Source organism: Isoptericola sp. Y581, from assembly GCF_059445475.1.
Genome location: NZ_JCAIUK010000002.1, coordinates 149,923 through 171,172 on the forward strand (window position 1 = coordinate 149,923; position 21,250 = coordinate 171,172).

22 protein-coding genes and 1 tRNA gene are annotated in these 21,250 nt (G+C 72.3%); 18 read left to right on the forward strand and 5 right to left on the reverse strand.

What is annotated here, in order from left to right; all coding sequences use genetic code 11:
- The first annotated feature begins 201 nt into the window (after positions 1-201).
- The 9 genes from AC1C2W_RS03660 to AC1C2W_RS03700 all read left to right on the forward strand — a co-directional run bounded on the left by AC1C2W_RS03660 (position 202) and on the right by AC1C2W_RS03700 (position 10,217).
- Entirely contained in the window at positions 202-1,362 is a 1,161-nt protein-coding gene (locus AC1C2W_RS03660) for a YlbL family protein (protein WP_495412412.1), read from the forward strand.
- A gap of 116 nt (positions 1,363-1,478) precedes the next feature.
- The gene (locus AC1C2W_RS03665) at positions 1,479-4,526 is read left to right on the forward strand and encodes a UPF0182 family membrane protein (protein WP_495412413.1); all 3,048 of its coding nucleotides are present in this window, start codon (positions 1,479-1,481) and stop codon (positions 4,524-4,526) included.
- A 158-nt stretch (positions 4,527-4,684) separates the two neighbouring features.
- Positions 4,685-4,761 (forward strand) — tRNA-Met (locus AC1C2W_RS03670).
- A 164-nt stretch (positions 4,762-4,925) separates the two neighbouring features.
- Positions 4,926-5,195: a DUF7218 family protein gene (locus AC1C2W_RS03675; protein ID WP_495387736.1), complete on the forward strand. Its 270-nt coding sequence runs from the start codon at positions 4,926-4,928 to the stop codon at positions 5,193-5,195.
- Positions 5,196-5,630: 435 nt separating this feature from the next.
- On the forward strand, positions 5,631-6,125 hold the full coding sequence (locus tag AC1C2W_RS03680; RefSeq protein WP_495387735.1) for a dsRBD fold-containing protein: 495 nt from the start codon (positions 5,631-5,633) through the stop codon (positions 6,123-6,125).
- Positions 6,126-6,257: 132 nt separating this feature from the next.
- Entirely contained in the window at positions 6,258-7,118 is an 861-nt protein-coding gene (locus AC1C2W_RS03685) for an ABC transporter substrate-binding protein (RefSeq protein WP_495387734.1), read from the forward strand.
- A 7-nt stretch (positions 7,119-7,125) separates the two neighbouring features.
- Complete coding sequence (locus AC1C2W_RS03690) at positions 7,126-8,019, forward strand: amino acid ABC transporter permease (RefSeq protein WP_495387733.1); 894 nt, start codon at positions 7,126-7,128, stop codon at positions 8,017-8,019.
- Entirely contained in the window at positions 8,016-8,804 is a 789-nt protein-coding gene (locus AC1C2W_RS03695) for an amino acid ABC transporter ATP-binding protein (protein ID WP_495387732.1), read from the forward strand. The genes AC1C2W_RS03690 and AC1C2W_RS03695 overlap by 4 nt, the downstream gene beginning before the upstream one ends.
- A gap of 87 nt (positions 8,805-8,891) precedes the next feature.
- Positions 8,892-10,217, forward strand: coding sequence for a T6SS phospholipase effector Tle1-like catalytic domain-containing protein (locus AC1C2W_RS03700; RefSeq protein WP_495412414.1), 1,326 nt, complete (start codon positions 8,892-8,894; stop codon positions 10,215-10,217).
- Between the two features lie 92 nt (positions 10,218-10,309).
- Here AC1C2W_RS03700 and AC1C2W_RS03705 read toward each other — a convergent pair whose 3' ends face one another.
- A complete protein-coding gene (locus AC1C2W_RS03705) occupies positions 10,310-10,702 on the reverse strand; it encodes a universal stress protein (RefSeq protein ID WP_495387730.1) in 393 nt (130 codons plus the stop codon).
- A gap of 134 nt (positions 10,703-10,836) precedes the next feature.
- Between AC1C2W_RS03705 and AC1C2W_RS03710 the strand changes: the two genes are divergently transcribed.
- Entirely contained in the window at positions 10,837-11,226 is a 390-nt protein-coding gene (locus tag AC1C2W_RS03710; protein ID WP_495387729.1) for a TFIIB-type zinc ribbon-containing protein, read from the forward strand.
- Between the two features lie 41 nt (positions 11,227-11,267).
- Here AC1C2W_RS03710 and AC1C2W_RS03715 read toward each other — a convergent pair whose 3' ends face one another.
- Positions 11,268-11,708, reverse strand: a complete 441-nt coding sequence (locus tag AC1C2W_RS03715) for a SufE family protein (protein WP_495387728.1) — start codon at positions 11,706-11,708, stop codon at positions 11,268-11,270.
- 105 nt (positions 11,709-11,813) lie between these two features.
- On the reverse strand, positions 11,814-12,740 hold the full coding sequence (locus AC1C2W_RS03720; RefSeq protein WP_495387727.1) for a sulfurtransferase: 927 nt from the start codon (positions 12,738-12,740) through the stop codon (positions 11,814-11,816).
- A 419-nt stretch (positions 12,741-13,159) separates the two neighbouring features.
- Here AC1C2W_RS03720 and AC1C2W_RS03725 point away from each other — a divergent pair, with 419 nt between their 5' ends.
- Complete coding sequence (locus AC1C2W_RS03725) at positions 13,160-13,699, forward strand: nucleoside deaminase (RefSeq protein ID WP_495412415.1); 540 nt, start codon at positions 13,160-13,162, stop codon at positions 13,697-13,699.
- Here the strand turns inward: AC1C2W_RS03725 and AC1C2W_RS03730 are convergent.
- Complete coding sequence (locus AC1C2W_RS03730) at positions 13,614-14,246, reverse strand: nucleotidyltransferase family protein (RefSeq protein WP_495412416.1); 633 nt, start codon at positions 14,244-14,246, stop codon at positions 13,614-13,616. The two genes, AC1C2W_RS03725 and AC1C2W_RS03730, sit on opposite strands and share 86 nt — an antisense overlap.
- Before the next feature lie 117 nt (positions 14,247-14,363).
- On the opposite strand from AC1C2W_RS03730, the gene AC1C2W_RS03735 reads away from it, so the two are divergent.
- The 7 genes from AC1C2W_RS03735 to AC1C2W_RS03765 all read left to right on the forward strand — a co-directional run bounded on the left by AC1C2W_RS03735 (position 14,364) and on the right by AC1C2W_RS03765 (position 20,722).
- Complete coding sequence (locus tag AC1C2W_RS03735; protein WP_495412417.1) at positions 14,364-15,536, forward strand: SPFH domain-containing protein; 1,173 nt, start codon at positions 14,364-14,366, stop codon at positions 15,534-15,536.
- A gap of 3 nt (positions 15,537-15,539) precedes the next feature.
- Positions 15,540-16,616: a TFIIB-type zinc ribbon-containing protein gene (locus AC1C2W_RS03740; protein ID WP_495412418.1), complete on the forward strand. Its 1,077-nt coding sequence runs from the start codon at positions 15,540-15,542 to the stop codon at positions 16,614-16,616.
- Entirely contained in the window at positions 16,613-16,795 is a 183-nt protein-coding gene (locus tag AC1C2W_RS03745) for a hypothetical protein (protein ID WP_495412419.1), read from the forward strand. Before AC1C2W_RS03740 ends, AC1C2W_RS03745 begins: the two co-directional genes overlap by 4 nt.
- 108 nt (positions 16,796-16,903) lie before the next feature.
- Entirely contained in the window at positions 16,904-17,200 is a 297-nt protein-coding gene (locus AC1C2W_RS03750; RefSeq protein ID WP_495412420.1) for a DUF3175 domain-containing protein, read from the forward strand.
- Positions 17,201-17,341: 141 nt separating this feature from the next.
- Positions 17,342-18,610 carry a GAF domain-containing protein gene (locus tag AC1C2W_RS03755; protein WP_495412421.1) on the forward strand — a complete coding sequence of 423 codons (1,269 nt, stop codon included), beginning with the start codon at positions 17,342-17,344 and terminating at the stop codon, positions 18,608-18,610.
- Positions 18,611-18,759: 149 nt separating this feature from the next.
- Entirely contained in the window at positions 18,760-20,283 is a 1,524-nt protein-coding gene (gene exaC, locus AC1C2W_RS03760) for an acetaldehyde dehydrogenase ExaC (RefSeq protein ID WP_495412422.1), read from the forward strand.
- Positions 20,284-20,299: 16 nt separating this feature from the next.
- Complete coding sequence (locus AC1C2W_RS03765) at positions 20,300-20,722, forward strand: DUF779 domain-containing protein (RefSeq protein WP_495387720.1); 423 nt, start codon at positions 20,300-20,302, stop codon at positions 20,720-20,722.
- An 18-nt stretch (positions 20,723-20,740) separates the two neighbouring features.
- Here AC1C2W_RS03765 and AC1C2W_RS03770 read toward each other — a convergent pair whose 3' ends face one another.
- Entirely contained in the window at positions 20,741-21,106 is a 366-nt protein-coding gene (locus tag AC1C2W_RS03770; RefSeq protein ID WP_495387719.1) for a DoxX family protein, read from the reverse strand.
- Between the last annotated feature and the right edge of the window lie 144 nt (positions 21,107-21,250).

Here is a 21,250-nt window from a genome sequence, read left to right on the forward strand (position 1 = left end):
CTGCTGAACGTCTCGCGGCCGTCGGTCGACCGGTTCACCGTAACCACCCTCGACGTCCGCCCGGGCCGTCTGGTTCCGCCAGTTCGCTCTGGGCGCAGATCTCCCGAGGCACCCTGAGTCACGGGCGTCGGAGCGCCTGTGCCCGGCCGGCGTCGGCGTCGTGACCGGCGTGCGCCCAGGAACGTCGGCGATGATGGATCCGTGACCTTCGACCGCGACATCCTCGCGCCCGACGACCCCTCGGCCGCGGAGGCCGACGTCCCGACGCCGCGGGCGTCGCGGCGCAGCGTGACCCTCGGCATCTCCCTGCTGGTGACCGCGCTCCTGGCCGCCGTGCTCCTCGTGCTGCCCGCGCCGTACGCGATCCGGGCGCCCGGGCCCACCGAGGACACCCTCGGCCTGCAGGGGCAGGACGTCTCGGGCGACGACGTTGCCTCGGGCGGGCAGAGTGCCACGGCGCTGCCCGTCGTCGAGATCGACGGGGCGGAGACGTTCGACGTCACGGGGGAGCTGCGGCTCACCACGGTCTCGGTGTACGGCGGCCCGGGCGGCGACGTGCTGCTGGGAGACGTCCTGTGGGGGTGGGGCTCGCGCGAGCGCTCGGTGCAGCCGGTGGAGGCGATCTTCCCCGAGCAGACCACTCAGGAGGAGCAGCAGCAGGTGGGCCAGGCGCAGATGGCCGGCTCGGAGTCGTCCGCCACGGTCGCGGCGCTCACGGAGCTCGGCTACGACGTGCCCGCCACGCTGACGGTCGCGGGCACCGCGCCCGGGTCGGGCGCGGAGGACGTGGTGAAGCCGGGTGACGTGGTGCGCAGCCTCGACGGGCACGCGGTCACGACGCACCAGGAGCTGCTCGCGGACCTCGATGCGGTGGCGCCGGGTGACGACGTCACGCTGGGGGTGGAGCGCGACGGCGAGCCCTTGGACCTGACGGTGACCACGGCGGAGGGCGACGGGCGCGCCGCCCTGGGCGTGTACCTCGACCCGAAGTACGACTACCCGGTCGACGTGTCGATCCGCCCCGGGAACATTGGCGGCCCGAGTGCCGGCACCATGTTCGCGCTCGCGATCATCACCAAGCTGACCCCGGAGGACGAGCTCGACGGCGCACGCGTCGCGGGCACGGGGACGATGAGCGTCGACGGTCAGGTCGGGCCGATCGGCGGCATCCAGCAAAAGCTGTTCGGGGCGGTCGAGGACGGCGCGGACTGGTTCCTCGCCCCCGCGGACAACTGCGACGAGGTCAAGGGACACGTGCCCGACGGCCTGAACGTGGTGCGGGTGGCCACGCTCGACGACGCGCGGGCGGCCGTCGAGGCGATCGGCTCCGGGAAGGGCGCGGAGCTGCCCACCTGCGCGTAACCCTCCCGTGAAGGGCCCGTTCCCCCACCAGGGTGCGAAGCGTGGGAACCTGAGGGATGACAGGGACGTTTCACCAGACGTCCGCCCGTCCCGAGCACGAGTGAGGTGCCCGCACCGTGTCTTTCGCTGCCCCACCCCGTCGACGTCCCGGCGGTCCGCCGGCCAAGCGCCGGCGTAGCCCCCTGGCGATCACGCTGGTGGTGATCGCGGCGATAGTCGTCGCGCTGCTCCTGCTCGCGCAGTTCTGGACCGAGGTGATGTGGTTCGACGCGATCGGCTTCAGCAACGTGATCTGGACGGAGTGGATCACGCGCGGCGTCCTGTTCGTGCTGGGCTTCCTGGTGATGGGCGCGGCGGTGTTCTCCTCGTTCGCCGTCGCCTACCGGGTGCGCCCGGTCTACGCGCCGTCGACGCCGGAGCAAGCCACCCTCGACCAGTACCGCGAGGCGATCGAGCCGCTGCGGCGCGTCGTGACGATCGCGGGCCCGGTCGTGGTCGGATTCTTCGCCGGCGTCGCGGCGTCGGCGCAGTGGCGCGGCGTGCTCCTTGCGCTGCACCCTGCCGAGTTCGGCAAGGACGACCCCCAGTTCGGTTTCGATCTCGGGTTCTTCGTCTTCACGCTGCCCGCGCTGCGGTTCGCCGTGAGCTTCCTCATGGCGGTGGTGATCATCGCCGGCATCGCGGCCCTGGTCACGCACTACCTGTACGGCGGGCTGCGGCTGGGACCGGTGCCCGCGGGCACCCCGCGCACCACTCGCGCGTCCCGCGTGCACCTCGCCGTGCTCGGCGCTGTGCTCATGGTGGTGATCGCCGCCAACTACTGGCTCGACCGGTACTCCCTGCTCACGTCGACCAACACGAAGTTCGACGGCGCGTCGTACTCGGACGTGCACGCGGTGATCCCGTCGAAGGAGATCCTCACGGGCGTGGCCGTGCTCGTGGCGCTGCTGTTCGTGCTCGCGGCAGTGCGCGGCACGTGGCGCCTGCCGGCGATCGGCGTCGGCCTCATGGTCGTGTCGGCGATCGCGATCGGCGGGATCTACCCGGCGGTGGTGCAGCGCTTCCAGGTGCAGCCGAACGCCCAGGAGCTCGAGGCCGACTACATCCAGCGCAACATCGACGCTACGCACTCGGCGTACGGCCTGGACGGCATCGAGACCGAGCCGTACGACGCCACCACGGAGGCGGAGGCCGGCGCGCTGCGCGAGGACGCGGACACCACGGCGTCGGTGCGTCTGCTCGACCCGCAGGTGGTCAGCCCGTCGTTCCGGCAGCTGCAGCAGAACAAGCAGTACTACGACTTCGCCGACAACCTCTCGGTGGACCGGTACGACATCGACGGCGAGTCCCGCGACACCGTGATCGCGGTACGCGAGCTGAACCTCGCCGGGCTGGGCGACAACCAGCGCAACTGGGTCAACGACCACACCGTGTTCACGCACGGGTACGGGGTGGTGGCCGCGTACGGCAACCAGCCGGGGCCCGACGGCCAGCCTGCCTTCTACGAGGGCGGCATCCCCACGCAGGGCGCCCTGACGGACAAGGGCTACGAGCCGCGCATCTACTTCAGCCCGTCCACGACCGACTACTCGATCGTCGGCGCGCCTGAGGACACCGACCCGTGGGAGCTCGACTACCAGGCCGACGACGAGCAGGGGGGCGAGCAGGTCAACACGGCCTTCCCGACCGAGGACATCGCCGCCGGCCCGGACATCGGGTCGTTCGGCAGCAAGCTCCTGTACGCCCTGAAGTTCGGCTCGCAGGAGATGCTCTTCTCCAACCGCGTCACCGACGACTCGCAGATCATGTACGACCGCGACCCCATGACGCGCGTGCAGAAGGTGGCGCCCTGGCTGACGCTCGACCAGGGCATGTACCCCGCGGTGGTCGACGGGCGGGTCAAGTGGATCGTCGACGCGTACACGACCACGGACGCCTACCCGTACTCCACCGGGCAGCCGATGCAGGAGGCCACGGCCGACTCATTGACGCTCGCGGCGCAGGGCGTGCCTGTGGACATGCCCCCGGAGGTCAACTACATCCGTAACTCCGTCAAGGCGACGGTCGACGCGTACGACGGGTCCGTGACGCTCTACGCCTGGGACGCCGACGACCCGGTACTCAAGGCCTGGTCGGAGGTCTTCCCGGCGTCGGTGAAGCCGATGTCGGAGATGTCGGGCGAGCTGATCAGCCACGTGCGCTACCCGGAGGACATGTTCAAGGTCCAGCGGACGCTGCTCGCGCAGTACCACGTGGAGGATGCCGGGCAGTTCTTCTCGGGCCAGGACTTCTGGGCTAACCCGACGGACCCCGTGTCCAGCGGGGACACGTCCGCGGCCAAGCAACCGCCGTACTACCTGTCGCTGCAGATGCCCGGCCAGGACACCTCGGCGTTCTCGCTGACCAGCACCTTCATACCCGGCGGTAATACCGACCGCGAGATCCTCACGGGATATCTGGCCGCCGACGGCGATGCCGGGGCCACCGCGGGCGAGGTCGCCGACGGGTACGGAGACCTGAGGTTGCTGGAGCTCCCGAGAGACTCCACGGTGCCCGGCCCCGGCCAGGTGCAGAACAACTTCGACTCGAACCCCACCATCTCCGAGCAGCTCAACATCCTGGAACGGGGCTCGTCGAGCGTCGTGCGAGGCAACCAGCTGACGCTGCCGGTGGGTGGCGGCCTGCTGTACGTGCAGCCGGTGTACATCCAGTCCGCCGGGGGCACCCAGTTCCCGCTGCTGCGCCGCGTGCTCGTGGCGTTCGGCGACCAGACCGGGTACGCCGAGACCCTCGACGAGGCTCTGGACCAGGTCTTCGGCGGCGACTCCGGCGCCAACGCCGGCGACGCCGGCGGCGAGGCGGAGACGGACGTCCCGACAGCGCCGGTGGAGGGCGGTGACACGGCTGAGCCGGGCACCGAGCCGTCGACGGAACCCTCCACGGAGCCGAGCGACGAGCCCACGGGCGAGTCGACGCCGGCGCCGACGGGCGACGCGCAGGCGCGTCTGAACTCCGCCCTCGAGGACGCGAACGACGCCCTCGCACAGAGCGATCAGGCGCTGAAGGACGGCGACTTCACCGCGTACGGGGAGGCTCAGGACCGCCTGCAGAAGGCGATCGAGGAGGCCCTGGCCGCGGAGGAGGAGATCGGGTCCGCGGGCTGATCGGTTCGCGGTCGCACGTGGCGGGGTCGTCGGTCCATCGGACCGGCGGCCCCGCCGTCGATCTCGGGCGTTTTCGCGACCCCTTGTGTGACGTGGGTCCCATTTGCCCGAACCGACTTGGCACTCGTCCATCCGTGGCGTAATGTTCGAGGAGTCGACGCGGGGTGGAGCAGTTCGGTAGCTCGCTGGGCTCATAACCCAGAGGTCGCAGGTTCAAATCCTGCCCCCGCTACCAAAAGGGAAGGCCCGATCGGATTCGTCCGGTCGGGCCTTCGTCATGTCCGGACGGTTTCGCCTGCGCTCCCCTTGGGCGGACGCCCCGAGATGCGGCGGTCGGCTCGCTGTGGTCACGCTGAGGTGACAGCACTACGGAGCAGCCGTGGACGGAGGGAGCGCACCATGCCGCGACGGGATGCCGGGCCGAGCGTCAAGGACAAGGAGCTCTACGAGGAGCTCCGCGACGAGGGCAGCAGCAAGGAGAAGGCGGCGCGCATCGCCAACGCCGCCGCGGCCCGCGGGCGCAGCAAGGTCGGCGCCAAGGGCGGCAAGGCCGGGTCGTACGACGACTGGACGGTGGATCAGCTGCGCGAGCGGACCGCCGAGCTCGGCGTCGAGGGCCGCTCGACAATGCGCAGGAGCGAGCTGATCCAGGCCCTGCGCTCCCGCTGAGCGCGCCGCCCCCGGGCCGTGGCTGTGGATAACCCGCCCGGGGCGCGACCCGACCTCGCTACCTTCGCGTCGTCGGCGCACACGTCGTCGGCGCACACGTCGTCGGCGCACACGTCGTCGGCGCACACGTCGTCGGCGCACACGTCGTCGACGACACAGTCGAAGGAGCGAGATGTCCGACCCGCCGTCGACGGGCGCGCCCTCGTCACACCCTTGCCGACCCCGCGCCGTACGGAGCCGGTGGATCCGGCTCGTGGGGTCGGGGCGGTCGTCACGCTCCTGGTGCTCGCCTTCCTGGCGTGGGTCGTGTTCGAGCCGGCGAGCCTGCGTACGCGTCCTCCTGAACCGAGGCGCTGCCGGTGGCGCCCACCGGGCGCATGATGGAGGGACCTGACGGTTCGACGGCGAGCACGCGACGATGCGAGGAGGCTGGCGATGAGGGCGACGGTGGGCGACCGGATCGTGGTGGCGTCGGGGGTGGTCGGCGGCGCGGTGCGGGACGGCGTGATCGTCGGCTGCGCACACGAGGACGGGTCGCCGCCGTACCGGGTGCGCTGGTCGGACACGGACGAGGAGACGCTGGTCTTCCCGGGCGTGGACACGGTGGTGCAGCACGACGGTGCGGACGTGGGCGGTGCGGTGGCCGCGAAGCCCGAGCCGGCCCGGGCGCTCACCTGGGAGGTGCGGGTGACGCTCATGGAGGCGTCGGGGAACACGACGGCCGAGGCGATGCTGACCCCTGGGCCGGACGTCGGCTCGCTGCGGGGCGTCGGGCACGCGCGCAAGGACCCCGACGACACCCAGATGCCCGTGATCGGGGACGAGGTCGCGGCGGCACGTGCCCTGCGCCGGCTCGCGGACGTGCTCCTGGAGCAGGCGGAGCAGGATATCTCGAACGAGACCGGGCACCGGGCGCACGTGCACCCCTGACGACCCGACCGCGGGAACCGACAACCCGGTACGCCCCGGCCTGTGACCAGCGCCATGCCCGGTCGGGGCCGCGTCGGCATAGGCTCGACGACGTCGTGTCCCGTCGTGTCCCGTCCATGGAAGGCCCCACCCGTGCGTACCCCCCGCCCCCTCGTCACGGTCGCCCTCGCTGCTGCCGTCACGCTCGGGATCACCGCCTGCTCCTCGTCGGACGACGGCGGCGACGAGTCGTCGGATTCGGCGTCTGCCGTCGACTGCACGCCCGAGGGTCTGCAGACTCTCGCGGCGGGCACCCTGACCGTCGGAACGAGTGACCCCTTCGAGCCCTGGTATGTGGGCGAGGCGAGCAGCGGGAAGGGCTTCGAGTCCGCCCTCGTGTACGCGGTGGCCGACGAGCTGGGTTTCGCGAAGGACGACGTCGAGTGGACGCCGGTGACCTTCGAGCAGATCATCAGCCCCGCCGTGAAGCCGTTCGACATCGCCGCGTACCAGACGACGATCACCGAGGAGCGCAAGGGCGCGGTCGACTTCTCCAGCCCCTACCTCACCAGCCGCCAGGGCGCCATCGTGGCCGACGAGGGCGAGTTCGCCGACGCCGCGAGCCTCGCCGACCTGACGGGCGCGAAGATCGGCGTCACCGCGACGCAGACCTCGCTCGCCGCCGCCGAGGCGGCATGGGGCGACGACGTCGACGTCACGCCGTTCAACGCCGCCGGCGACGGGATGACCGCGCTGAGCTCCGGCACGATCGACGCGATGGTGATGGATGTCGACCAGGGCGTGGCGGCGTCGACCGTCTACTTCCCGGACACGCACGTGGTCGGCACCCTGCCGCCCGTCGGCGACCCGGAGCAGCTCGGCCTGGTGCTCGACAAGGGCTCGTCCCTCACGGCGTGCGTCTCCGGCGCCGTCGACACGCTCGAGGAGAACGGCACCCTCGACGAGCTGCGGACCGAGTGGCTCAAGTCGGACGACATCGCCGAGCTCTCCTGATCCGCGCGTGAGCGACCCCACGACCGCGGCGACCGATGGCCGGCAGCCGTCGGGGAGGGCGCGCGCCCGCGAGGCCTTCCGCCGCGCCCAGCGGCGACGCGCGACCCTCGTCGCCCTCGTCGCGACCGTCGTCGTGCTGGCCGCCGTGGTGTACGTCGTGACGACGGCGCCCGGGTGGGAGCGAGCACGCGAGGCCTTCTTCTCGCCGGAACGCGCCTGGGAGGTGCTGCCCGAGATCGCCTCCGGGCTGTGGCTCAACCTGCGGGTGTGGGTCGTGGCGAGCGTCGTGGGCCTGGTGCTGGGGCTCGTCCTCGCCGTCGTGCGCACCTCCCGCATCCCGGCGCTGTTCCCGGTCCGCGTGCTCGCCGTGGTCTACGTCGACGTGTTCCGCGGCGTGCCGCTGCTGCTGGTGCTGCTGCTGGTGGGCTTCGGCCTGCCGGCGCTGCGGCTGCCCTGGCTCCCCGTGAGCGCGGCGTTCCTCGGCGGGCTGTCGATCGTGGTCTGCTACACCGCATACCTCGCGGAGATCTTCCGGGCCGGGATCGAGTCGGTGCACCCGTCGCAGGTCGCCGCCGCGCGCTCGCTCGGGCTGAGCCGCGGGCAGGCCGTGCGGCGCGTGGTGCTGCCGCAGGCGGTACGCCAGGTGACCGCGCCGGTGGCCAGCATGCTCGTGTCGCTGCAGAAGGACTCCGGCCTGATCTCGATCCTCGGTGCGGTCGACGCGATCCGGGCCGCGCAGATCGCCACCACGGGGGACTACAACTTCACGCCGTACGTGGTGGCCGGCATCCTCTTCCTGCTGGTCTCCATCCCGCTGACCCGCCTCGTCGACGCCTGGTCGGCGCGGCAGGGCTGGCGCGGCGAGCTGCGTGGCGTCAGCGGAGCGGGGGTCGTGCGATGAGCGCGCCGTCCGCCCAGGGGGCGCCGGGCGCCCCGCTCCTGTCGCTGCGCGACGTGCGCAAGTCCTTCGGCACGGGCGCCACGCGCAAGGTCGTCCTCGACGGCATCGACCTCGACGTGGCCGAGGGGTCGTGCGTCGTGGTGGTGGGCTCCTCGGGCTCCGGGAAGTCCACCCTGCTGCGGGTGGTCGACCTGCTCGAGGAGGTCGATGACGGCGAGGTGCTGCTCGACGGCGAGGACGTCGCCGACCCGTGGGTGGACGCGGACGCCGTGCGGGCGCGGCTCGCGATGGTGTTCCAGCAGTACAACCTCTTCCCGCACCTGCGGGTGCTCGACAACGTGACCCTCGCACCGCGCGTCGTGCACGGGCTCGGCCGCGCGGACGCCGACGACGCGGCGACGGCGATGCTGGAGCGCGTCGGGCTGGCGGACAAGGCGGGGGCGTACCCGGACCAGCTCTCGGGTGGACAGCAGCAGCGCGCGGCGATCGCCCGGGCCCTGGTGAACGGGCCCGAGCTGTTGCTCCTCGACGAGATCACGTCCGCCCTCGACCCCGAGCTGGTGGGGGAGGTGCTCGACCTGCTGCTCTCCCTGCGCAGCGAGGGCGTCGCCGGGCGACCGACCACCATGCTCGTCGCGACGCACGAGATGGGCTTCGCCCGCGAGATCGCCGACGAGGTCGTCTTCCTGCACGCGGGCCGCGTGCACGAGCGCGGCACCCCCGAACAGGTGCTAGGCGACCCGCGGCAGGAACGTACGCGGGAGTTCCTGCGCCGCCTGCGGTGAGGCGCCCGGCCGTCGCCTGAGCCCGCCGGCGATCCGGGGTATCACCCCCGCTCCCGCGGCCCTCCGAGGTACATGGAAGGGACGATCATGAGGCGACTGGTGCTGTGCTGTGACGGGACATGGAGCCACGCGGTGAACCCGCAGGTATCCAACATCGAGAAGCTCGCGCGCTCCGTGCTGCGCTCCGGGGGGAGCGGCGAGTCCGACGTCGAGCAGATCGTCGGGTACGTGGCGGGTGTCGGGGCCCGCGGCTACCTGATGGACCAGCTGCTCGGCGGGGCGTTCGGCTACGGCTTCGCGCGCAACGTCGTCGAGGGCTACCGCTTCCTGGCGATGAACTACGAGCCGGGGGACGAGATCGTCGTGCTCGGCTACTCCCGCGGGGCGTACACGGCCCGCAGCGTGGCGGGGATGCTGGCGCAGGTCGGGCTGATCACGCCGGAGGCGATGGACGCCGGGCTCCTGTGCGAGGCCGAGCGGGTGTACCGGCTCAAGCCGCCGCCGCCGCGCCGAGTCGCCCGCGCCGAGCGCACCGTGCAGCGCACGCGGCCGGGGTCGTGGCGCCGCCGCCGCGCCGAGGCCGTGATCCGTCGCGGTGACGACGTCCGGACGGCGAAGGAGCATTTCCGGTCCGCCAACGGACGCCAGGTGCCGGTGCGGTTCCTCGGCGTCTTCGACACCGTCGGCGCGCTGGGCGTCCCCGGGCCCTCGCGGCGCAAGAACCGGTTCCACGACGTCTCGCTCTCGGCGTCCGTCCTCACCGCGCGGCAGGCGCTCGCGATCGACGAGCGGCGCCTGACGTTCGCCCCCTGCCTCTGGACCGTGCCCGACGACGACCCGCCCGACCGCGTGCAGCAGGTCTGGTTCCCCGGCACGCACGGGGACGTCGGCGGCGGGGGGTCGCGCTGCGGCCTCGCCGACGTCGCCCTGCAGTGGATGGCCGCGGAGATGCGGGCCGTGGGCGTCCAGTTCGACGAGCACCGCCTCGCCCGACAGCTCACGCCGCGGGCCGAGCTCGTGCTGGCCCAGGCGCCGCCGTGGCCGTTCCGGGTGCTGAACACGGTCAAGCGGGTGCAGCCCGGCTACGAGGTGATCGACGGCCGCGTCGTCTTCCGCCGGGGCCTGCGCGTGCTGGCCCTGCCGTCGGTGGTGGACGGGGCCACGGGGGAGGCGGTGTCCGCCTGGCGCGACGGCGTCCGCCTGGCCGATACCGTGCTGCGGCACGTGCTGCGCGACGGCTATGCGGCGCTCGCCCCCAACCTCGGGTGGTGGATGGCCGAGGCCGGTGGCGTGGAGCGGGTGCCGGTCGAGCAGATCGCGGCGGCACGCGCCGACCTGCGGCCGCTCGTCGTGCCCGAGCGCGCGGTCATCGCGTCCGAAGAGGCTCCGCGAGCTCTACCGGTGGGTCGGTGAGGTCGGGGTCCTTCGCCAGGTACGCCTTCGCCTCCCGTGCGATGAGGCGCCGACACACGACCCGTCCGACGCGTGTCGGCGGATCGCGCAGATCAGTCGTCGTAGGTGTCCTTGACGACGAGCACGGGGACGGGGGCGTCGAGCAGAACGCGCTGCGTGGTCGTGCCGATGAGGAAGGTCCCGGCGTTCGACCGCTTGCGCGACCCGAGCACGACGAGCGTCGCTCCCGAGGCCTCGGCGGCGTCCAGGATCGCGTCCGCCGGCTCGGTGCCGGAGCTGCGGCGGGTCACCGGCTGCACTGTGACGTCCTGGGGAGCCTCGGCGAGGAGCGACTCAAGCGGGTCCTCCTCGTTCGGCGCCGCGGCGTCCGCGCGGGCCAGGTGGACCACGTGCAGGGGAAGTCGCCGTCGTGCCGCCTCCGCGATCGCGGTCCGGACGGCCGCCGCACCGTGGGGCGACGGGTTGTAGGCCACGAGCACCGTCATGGGCACACTCTCGCACATCCGTCGGCGTGGCCGCGGGTGTCCGTGACGTCCGGACCGACGCCCTGACCGGTGCGCAGGAACTCCGTCGCGCCGCCGGGCGTTGACCCAGCCATCCAGACGAAGGAGCAAGCGCGATGCAGTGTCCGCAAGATCAGTCCGTCCTGGTGATGACCGAGCGCAAGGGGGTCGAGATCGACTACTGCCCGCAGTGCCGGGGCGTGTGGCTGGACCGGGGGGAGCTCGACAAGATCATCGACCGCTCCATGGAGGCCGAGATCGCCGCGGAGGCGGGGGGCGCGAGGCCTGCCGAGACGGCCGGCCACGGCGGGCCCGCCCCGGCCGGGTACCCGGGGGCCGCGCCGTACGACGACCGGCGCCCCGACCCGCGGGGGTACGACCCGCGCTACGACGACCGCCGCCGGGACGACCGGGGGCGCGACAGCCGCGGGTACGACCCTCGGCGCGATGACTACCGCCGCAAGAAGAAGAAGGAGTCCTTCCTCGGCGACCTCTTCGACTTCTGACCGGCCGCTGAGCGCCGCGGCCTGGTGCGGCGCCCTCCGCGTCAGGCCGCGAGCTGCTCGCGCACCTGGCGCTTGGCGCGCGTCAGCATGCCCGCCATGCCGTTGAGCCGTAGCGGGCTGACGGCGCGGGTGAGGCCGATCATCAGGGGGAAGTCCTCGGGCACGTCCAGCACCTGCTGCGTCGTGAGGCCAGACAGGCCTTGGGCGAGGATCGAGGCGAACCCGCGGGTGGTCGGCGCCTCCTCAGGAGCGGTCGCGTAGAAGTGCACGACGTCGCCGTCCACCTCGGCGAACGCGCGCACGGGGGACTGGCACTCCTCGACGGCCTCGAGCAGGCCGGGGGCGCTCTCGTAACGCGGCGGCAGCCCGGGCAGCTCGTGGGAGAACTCGAGCAGCAGCTGCAGGCGGTCGCGCTCCTCCAGGGCGAGGAAGTCCTCCCGGATCTCGGCGAGCGACTCGGGCAGGGCGGGGGCGTCGGTCATGGCTCCAGTGTCTCGTACAGGGGAGATGCCGGTCGAGCCTGTCGAGACCACGCGTCAAGGGCTGACAGGGTGTCGACAGGCTCGGCCGGCGGGTGGTGGGGCGGGTCAGGCAGCCTGCTGCTGCTTGACGCTCGCGGGGACCTCGCCGGGCTCGGCGCCGGCCGCGATCGGCACGCGGACGGCGTTGCCCCACTCCGTCCAGGAGCCGTCGTAGTTGCGCACGTCGTCGATGCCGAGCAGGTAGCGCAGGGCGAACCAGGTGTGGCTGGAACGCTCGCCGATGCGGCAGTACGTGATCACGGAGTCGCCGTCCGTGAGGCCGAGGCCGCCCTCCTGGTAGATCGCCTGGAGCTCGGCGCGCGGCTTGTAGGTGCCGTCCTCGGCCACCGCGGTGGCCCAGGGCACGTTGCGCGCCGACGGGATGTGGCCGCCGCGCAGCACGCCCTCCTCGGGGTAGTCCGGGATGTGCAGGCGCTCGCCGGAGAACTCCTGCGGGGAGCGGATGTCCACCAGCGGGCCGTTGCCGAGGTGGGCCAGCACGTCCTCCTTGAAGGCGCGGAACGTGGAGTCGTCGCGCTCGACGACGGGGTACTCGCCCGGCGCGGGGGAGGGCACGTCGGTGGTGAGCTCGCGGCCCTCGGCGGTCCACAGGTTGCGGCCGCCGTCGAGCAGGCGCACGTCCTCGTGGCCGAACAGCGTGAAGACCCACGCCGTGTACGCGGCCCACCAGTTGTTCTTGTCGCCGTAGAGCACGATCGTCGTGTCGCGGGAGATGCCGCGGCTCGCGAGCAGGTCGGCGAAGCCGGCGCCGTCGAGGTAGTCGCGCTCGACGGGCTGCAGCAGGTCGGTGTGCCAGTCGATCTTCACGGCGCCGGGGATGTGCCCCGTCTCGTACAGCAGCACGTCCTCGTCGGACTCCACGACCACGAGGCCCGGGGTGTCGAGGTTCTCGGCGAGCCAGGACGTCGTGACGAGGCGCTCGGGGTGCGCGTACTCGGCGAGACGCGGCGTCGGATCGGTGGGTGCGGGCATGGGTTCCTCCATCTATCGGCGCGCATGCGCCGGTGCGTCGGGTGCGTCCGAGAGCCACTGTAGGAACCGCGCCACCTGCAGCGAAAGCGCGTGTCCATCATGTGGGACCACGATGCGAGACGACCGCTTCTCGCGGCTCGAAGTCCGGCATGTGGAGGTGCCATTCCGAGCCAGTGGTGGGCCGTGTCACCGGCTGCTAGCGTCGTGAATGCCAACGGCGGGCCCGGGCCGAGCGGACGTGAACGTCCCCGCGGTGGTCGACCTGAAGTCGATCCGACACCGGCAGCTATCTACCAGGCGGCATGAAGGACAACTCGCCTGCAGCGGCCCGCCGAGCGCCCGGTCTTCACCCGGTCCCGGTGTGGTCCCGTCGACCCGAGGTGCACCCGGGGGTCGCTGCCCGAACCGTGGAGACCACCATGGACCGCAATGCCGTGGACACCCGGCCGGCCGGCGCCGCGGCCGAGCCGCCGGCCGCCGCATACCTCGAGCGGGCCATCACCCTCGCCGTCGACAGCGTCGCGAACGCCGGCGGCCCGTTCGGCGCCGTGATCGTCACCCGTGACGGCCGCGTGGTCGAGGGCAGCAACCGCGTCACCCAGGACAACGACCCCACCGCCCACGCCGAGGTCACCGCCATCCGGCGGGCGTGCGCAGAGCTCGGCACCTTCGACCTGTCGGGCTCCGTCCTCTACTCGAGCTGCGAGCCGTGCCCGATGTGCCTCGCCTCGGCGTTGTGGGCGCGCGTGGGCGCGGTCTACTTCGCCGCGGACCGGCACGACGCCGCGTCCGCCGGCTTCGACGACGCCGCGTTCTACGACTTCTTCGCCGCTCGGCTCCAGGACCTGCCCGAGGACCGGCCAGACGGCGGGATCATGACCGTGCGGCACGAGCGCACCGGCAGCGCCCTCGCCCCCTTCGACGCGTGGCGCGTCCTCGAGACCCGCACCGACTACTGACCCGCGGCGCCCTCGTACTTCGTGCGCGGAGGAAGGACACCGATGCTGTGACGCGTCCAGGCCGGTGAGCGGCCAGCAGGCGCGCGACATCGCCGGGCTCCACGCCGGGCTGGTCCACGTGGGCGACCACCACGCGCTGCGGGCCCAGGGCGAGCGCGGTGGTCACGCCGGCACGCAGCGAGGAGGCCATGCCCGACGCCCAGTCCGGATTGTCGACGACGCGCACGCGCGGGTCGTGGAACGAGGCCTCGGCGCGCGCACGGTCTGCCTCGGCACCGAGGACCACGACGGCGTCGCACCCGCCGGCGAGCAGGATACCCACGACGTGCTCGACGAGCGGACGGCCGCGGTGGGGGAGCAGGGCCTGGGGACCGCGCCCCAGCCGGCTCCCGGCACCGGCCGCGAGGAGCACCGCGACGGGCGGTGTCCGGGTGGAGGCCGTGGGCGCGGCGGGCACCCGGTCAGGATAGGTCCCTGCGCGCGCCGTGGGTCGGGAGTCGCGCGGGCGCGAACGTGGCGAGGGGTCCGGTTTCGGAGGCCGGATCACAGTGCCGCGACCTGGCGATTTTGCCAAGACTTGGCGTCTTCATCGTCCGTCCGGGCACCGCTATGCTCAGCCCGGCGCGACGGTCGCGCCCGACTCGAACGACGCGAAGGAATCCGGATGAGCTTCATGGAGAAGCTGCGTGGACAGCTGATCGACATCGTCGAGTTCCTCGACGAGAGCCGGGACACGATGGTCTGGCGCTTCCCCCGCCAGGGCAACGAGATCAAGAACCAGGCGAAGCTGGTCGTGCGCGAGGGACAGACGGCCGTGTTCGTCAGCGAGGGCCGGCTCGCCGACGTGTTCGGCCCGGGCACGTACACGCTCGAGACGAAGAACATGCCGATCCTGTCCACCCTCCAGGGCTGGAAGTACGGGTTCAGCTCCCCGTTCAAGGCGGAGGTCTACTTCGTCGCCACACGCCAGTTCACCGACCTCACGTGGGGCACGCAGAACCCCGTGATCCTGCGCGACCCCGAGCTCGGCGCGGTCCGCATCCGCGCGTTCGGCACGTACGCGCTGCAGGTGGTCGACCCGGCCTCGCTCCTGCGTCAGCTCGTGGGCACCGACCCTCAGTTCCGCACCGACGAGATCGGCGACTACTTTCGCAGTCTCGTCGTCGGACAGCTCGGCCCGGCGCTCGCCGAGGCGGGCGTCGCCGCGATCGACCTCGCCGCGAACCAGCGCGAGATCGCGGTGCGCCTGGCGGGGCAGCTCTCCGAGGACCTGGCGGAGTACGGGGTCGCCGTGCCGCGCTTCGTCCTCGAGAACGTCTCGTTCCCGCCGGAGGTCGAGGCGGCGCTCGACAAGCGCACCCAGATGGCCGTCGTCGGGAACCTCGACCAGTACACGAAGTTCCAGACGGCGACCGCGATCGAGACCGCCGCCGCGAACCCGGGCGGCGCGGGCGAGGGCCTCGGCCTGGGCATGGGGATGGCGATGGGCCAGCAGATGGCCCAGACGCTCGCCCCGTCGCCGGCCCGGCCCTCGCCCGCCGCTCCGCCGGCTCCCGGCGGCCCGCCGCCGCTGCCGGTCGCCGAGGCGCCGTGGTTCTGGGCGGCAGGAGGGTCACAGGCCGGACCCGGCACGACGGCGGACGTCGCCGGGCTCGTCCGGGCCGGTGAGCTCACGAGCGAGACGCTCGTGTGGCAGCAGGGCATGGCCGCGTGGACGGCCGCCGGTCAGGTGCCCGCGCTCGCGCCCCTCTTCGCCGCGACACCGCCCCCGCTGCCTCCGGCCCCCGGACCGCCCGCAGGTCCGGCGTCCGGCACCTCGACCGGAACCGAGGGCTGACCGTTGAGCGACGTCCAGGGTGACCTCGTCCGCACGCGCTGTGAGGCGTGCGGGTCCCAGCTCGCGTACTCGCCCGGCACCCGGCACCTGCGGTGCGTGGCGTGCGGCGGTGAGGTGGAGATCGTCCACGCGGCGGGCGACGCCGTCGACGAGCACTCGTACGACTCATGGGCCGCCGCGCAAGGGGGGTCGCGAGCCGGGATCCTCGACGCACGGCTGCTCACGTGCGACGGGTGCGGCGCGACCACGCAGGGCACCGACCTGTCCGTCGCGTGCCGGTTCTGCGGCGGACATCTCGTCGCTGTGGCAGAGGCCGACGGGCTCGTGCAGCCGGAGGCGGTCGTCCCGTTCGGCGTCGAGCAGGCGCAGGCGCGCGAGGCGTTCCGCCGCTGGGTGCGTTCGCGCCCGTTCGCGCCGGGCGAGCTCAAGAAGGTCGGCGACACGGAGTCGCTGCACGGCACGTACGTGCCCCACTGGACGTTCGACGCCGAGACCTCGTCGTCGTACACCGGCCAGCGCGGCCACGAGTACCACGTCACGGTGAAGGACGGCGACAACGAGCGTCAGGAGCGGCGGGTGAGCTGGACGCCCGTGTCGGGACAGGTCGAACGGTCTTTCGACGACGTGCTCGTCCCGGCCTCGTCCCAGGTCGCCGAGCTCGATCTCCGCCGCCTCGGGCCATGGCCGCTCGAGGACGCCGTGCCGTTCCGTGCGGAGTACCTCGCGGGCTACTCCGCGGCCCGGTACGAGGTCGAGCCTTCCGACGGTCTCGAGCGGGCCAAGGCGACGATGGCCAAGACCATCACGAAGGACGTCCGGCGGGACATCGGCGGCGACGAGCAGCGGGTCGGCACGGTCGGGACCGCGTACGCCGACGTCATGTTCAAGCTCGTGCTGCTCCCGCTCTGGATCGCGACCTACGTGTACGCGGGCAGGCAGTGGCAGGTCATGGTCAACGCGAACACGGGCCAGGTCGTCGGGAAGCGCCCCTTCAGCAGGGCGAAGATCGTGTTCGCCGTGCTCGTCGGGCTGCTCGTCGTGGCGGCACTCGTCTTCTTGTACGTGCGCTCGCGGATGTGAGGGTCACGCGTCCCGGCGGCCTGCGGACGGTGCTGCTGCAGTTGCTGGCACCGTGCGTCGTCGGGCAGCTGCTGCAGCCGCTCGTCGGCGACCGGTTCCGCGCCCGCCGTTGGCTCACCCTCGGCGTGGACCGTGGCACCATCCCCGTCGCGGTGGCCGGCGGATCGCGGTCCCCGTGATCCTCTTCCACCAGCTCCAGCTCGTGGTGTGCGCGGCGCCTCGCGCTGCGCGACCGAGCCCCTGCCCGCACCGCTGCGAGCAGGCGGCGTCCCGCCTAGCGTCGGGGGATGGCGAAGCGGGACGACGGCGCGTCGGGGGAGCGGTGGTCGCAGGACGTCACCGAGCACTCCGACGCGCTGGACCTGGAGGAGGACGTCTTCACCTGGGACGACCCCGTGCGCATCGCCGCGTCGCTCAAGCGCTCGGCGGAGGCGAGCGGCCGGCGCAAGGGCACGCCGTACCAGTCGGCGATGTCGATGCTGACGTTCTACGTCAACCGCGCCGGCACGGGCCTGCCCGCCGCGCAGCGGGACGTCCTCGAGCGGGCGAAGGGCGAGCTGCGCAAGGCGTTCGGCCGGGAATGACGCACGCGGCGAGACGTCACGCGGTCGGCCGACAGACCTCGCCGTCACACCTCTCACGAAGGCGGGAGAGACCCCCCTACACTGGCTCGGACGCACCGGACGACGACGTCGGGAGTCGCGATGGAGGGGACGGCCGCCTCGGTGGCACGTGCAGGGGACCCGCGCGGGGCCGCCGTGCGTCGTGACCCGCGCACGGTGCGCGCCGCGTACGAGCGGTTCCTCGGCACCGGAGAGCCTCCGGGCGATATCGACCCGGTGGTCGCCGACTCCTGGCGCCGATCGCTGCGCAGCGGCGTCGACCCGGACACCCTGAACCCGCAGGTCTCCCTCGCGGACGACGACCTCGCCGCCTACCGTCTGGCACACCCCCTGGCCGCGGTGATGCCGGTGGTGCGCGAGTTCGTGGTCGACGGCGCGGCCGACGACGGCCTCGTGGTCGCGGTCTCCGACGAGGCGGGGCGGCTGCTCTGGGTCGAGGGCAACCACCGCCTGCGCGGCACGGTCGACCGCGTCGGGTTCGTCGAGGGCGCGGTGTGGCGGGAGGAGAACATCGGCACCAACGCGCCGGGCACGGCGCTGGCCACGCGGCGCGCCGTCCAGGTGATCGGCGCCGAGCATTTCTCGCGTCCCATCCAGGACCTCAGCTGCGCCGCCGCGCCCATCCGCGACCCCGCCACCGGCCGGGTGCTCGGCGTCCTCGACGTCACGGGGCGGCGGGCCGCGGCGACGCACGTCGTGATGTCGCTGGTGCGGGCCACGGTCGCGACGGTCGAGCGGGAGCTCGCGACCCGGGCCGCCGCCGGTCCCCGCCGGCCGGACGTCGTCGCCGGACCCACGCCGGTCGACCTCCACGTCCTCGGGCGCCCCGCCCTGCGCGGGCGCGACGGCGCACGGCCGCTGTCGCTGCGGCACGCCGAGATCCTGCTGCTCCTCGCCGAGCACCCCCGCGGCCTCGGCGCCGACGAGCTCGCCGTGCTGCTGCACCCCGGGGAGCTGTCCGACGTCACCGTGCGTGCGGAGGTCTCCCGGCTGCGGCACGTCGTGGGCCCCCTGCTCGCCGGGTCGCGGCCCTACCGGCTCGCCCGCGCGCTGCGTACCGATGCCGACGACGTGCGGGCGGCGCTCGCCGCGGGCGACGTGCGCACCGCCGTCGCCGCGTACGCTCCGCTGCTGCCCCGGTCGGTCGCCCCGGGGGTGGAGCGGCTCCGGGCCGAGCTGTCGGCCGAGATGCGCGCCGCCGTCCTGGCCTCGGGAGACGCCGACGCCCTGGACGCCTGGGTGCGCGGCGTCGACGGCGCCGACGACCACGCCGCGTGGACGCGCCTGCTCGCCGCGTCGTCCGCCGGTAGCCCGCAGGCCCTGCGCGCCCGCGCACGCGTGACGCTGCTCGACGTCGACCTCGGCGGTTGAGCATGTCGCAATCTGCTGGTTGAGCGTGTCGAGGTCTGACAGCTCAACCAGCGGGACCGCAACGCACTGCAACGGGACTGCAACCTTCGGCGTCCTAGGGTCGCCTCATCGCGGCGCGACGAGGCGCTGCAGGCACGCGAGGAGGCAGCATGACCGTCTACGCAGCCCCCGGTCAGCCCGGGGCGATCGCCGAATACCGAGCCCGCTACGACCACTGGATCGGCGGCGAGTACGTGCCGCCGTCGAGCGGGCAGTACTTCGAGAACCCGAGCCCCGTCACCGGGCAGACCTTCACCGAGGTGGCGCGCGGCAACGCGGACGACATCGAGGCAGCCCTCGACGCCGCGGAGGGCGCCGCGCCCGGGTGGGGTCGCACGTCGGTCACGGACCGCGCGAACATCCTCAACAAGATCGCCGACCGCATGGAGGCACACCTCGAGGAGCTGGCCGTCGCCGAGAGCTGGGAGAACGGCAAGGCCGTCCGCGAGACGCTGGCCTGCGACATCCCGCTCGCCATCGACCACTTCCGCTACTTCGCCGGCGCCATCCGCGCGCAGGAGGGGTCGATCTCCGAGATCGACGAGGACACCATCGCGTACCACTTCCACGAGCCGCTCGGCGTGGTCGGGCAGATCATCCCGTGGAACTTCCCGATCCTCATGGCCACTTGGAAGCTGGCGCCCGCGCTCGCGGCGGGCAATGCCGTCGTGCTCAAGCCCGCCGAGCAGACCCCGGCGTCGATCCTGTTCCTCATCGACATCATCGGCGACCTGCTGCCGCCGGGTGTGCTCAACATCGTCAACGGCTTCGGCGTCGAGGCGGGCAAACCGCTCGCGTCGTCGTCGCGCATCCGCAAGATCGCCTTCACCGGCGAGACCACGACCGGCCGCCTGATCATGCAGTACGCGTCGCAGAACATCATCCCGGTCACGCTGGAGCTGGGCGGCAAGAGCCCCAACATCTTCTTCTCGGACGTCGCGTCGGCGCAGGACGACTACTACGACAAGGCGCTCGAGGGGTTCACGATGTTCGCCCTCAACCAGGGCGAGGTGTGCACGTGCCCGTCGCGCGCGCTCATCCAGTCCGACATCTACGACCAGTTCCTGGGCGACGCGCTCGAGCGGACCAGGGCGGTGAAGCAGGGCAACCCGCTGGACACCGACACGATGATCGGCGCCCAGGCGAGCAACGACCAGCTCGAGAAGATCCTCAGCTACGTCGACATCGGCAAGGCGGAGGGCGCGAAGGTGCTCACCGGCGGGCACCGGGCCGAGCTCGACGGCGACCTGGCGGGCGGCTACTACATGACGCCGACCGTCTTCGAGGGCAAGAACTCGATGCGGATCTTCCAGGAGGAGATCTTCGGGCCCGTCGTGTCGGTGACGGACTTCGCGGACTTCGACGACGCGATGAAGCTCGCGAACGACACGCTGTACGGGCTCGGCGCCGGCGTCTGGTCGCGCCAGGGCGAGACGGCGTACCGGGCGGGACGCACCATCGAGGCCGGCCGCGTGTGGACCAACTGCTACCACGCCTACCCGGCGGCCGCGGCCTTCGGCGGGTACAAGGGCTCGGGCGTCGGGCGTGAGAACCACAAGATGATGCTCGATCACTACCAGCAGACCAAGAACCTGCTGGTCAGCTACTCGGGCCAGAAGCTCGGGTTCTTCTAGGAGGTTCGAGAACCACATGGATGACGACGACGGGGCCAGCCCCGCACGTGTCGCCGTGACGGACGCCGCGGCCGGGCTCCTCGCCCGGTTGCGGCGTCAGCACGGCGAGCTGATGTTCCACCAGTCCGGCGGCTGCTGCGACGGGTCGAGCCCCATGTGCTACCCCGACGGGGACTTCCTACTCGGGGACGCCGACGTGCACCTGGGCGACCTCGAGCTGAAGGACGAGCCGGTCGCCGCCCCCGGCGCGACGGGCGAGCCGTTCACCGTCGCGGTGTGGATGAGTCGCGCGCAGTTCGAGTACTGGCAGCACACGCACCTGACGATCGACGTCGTGCCCGGCCGCGGTGCCGGGTTCAGCGTCGAGGCGCCCGAGGGCGTGCGGTTCCTGACCCGGTCGCGGCTGCTCACCGATGCCGAGAGGGTGGCGCTCAGCTGACGACGACCGGGCTGACGGTCACCAGCCGGCGAACCGGCCCACCGCGACGAAGGCGGCCGCGAGCAGCAGGAGCACGTTGACCCACAGCTGCCCGAGCTCGCGGCGCCGCACGTGCACGGAGATCGCCAGCACCTGAAGCACCACCAGGAACGATGCGGCGATCGGCGTGAGTACGGTCACGGTGTTGGTGGCCCACGGCAGGATCAGCCCCAGCGCGCCCGCGATCTCCGCGAGCCCGATGAATCGCACCACTATGCCCGGGAAGTCCTCCACCCAGCCCATGCCTGATCGCAGCCGTTCGCGGCTCCGGGTGAGCTTCACGAAGCCCACCGCCAGGTAGAGCAGGGCCAGCAGCCCCGCGGCGACCCACAGTCCGATGTCCATCCGGTGCCTCCTCGCGGCAAACAGCTCGACGGCGAGCGGCGGCGGAGCCGTGGGCGGAGCGGCGACGCCGTCGTGCCTGCTGGGAACCTAGCGCGGGGACGCCGCAACCGGAACGACCTCGGCCGTGGTGTCGGAGGGCCCGCG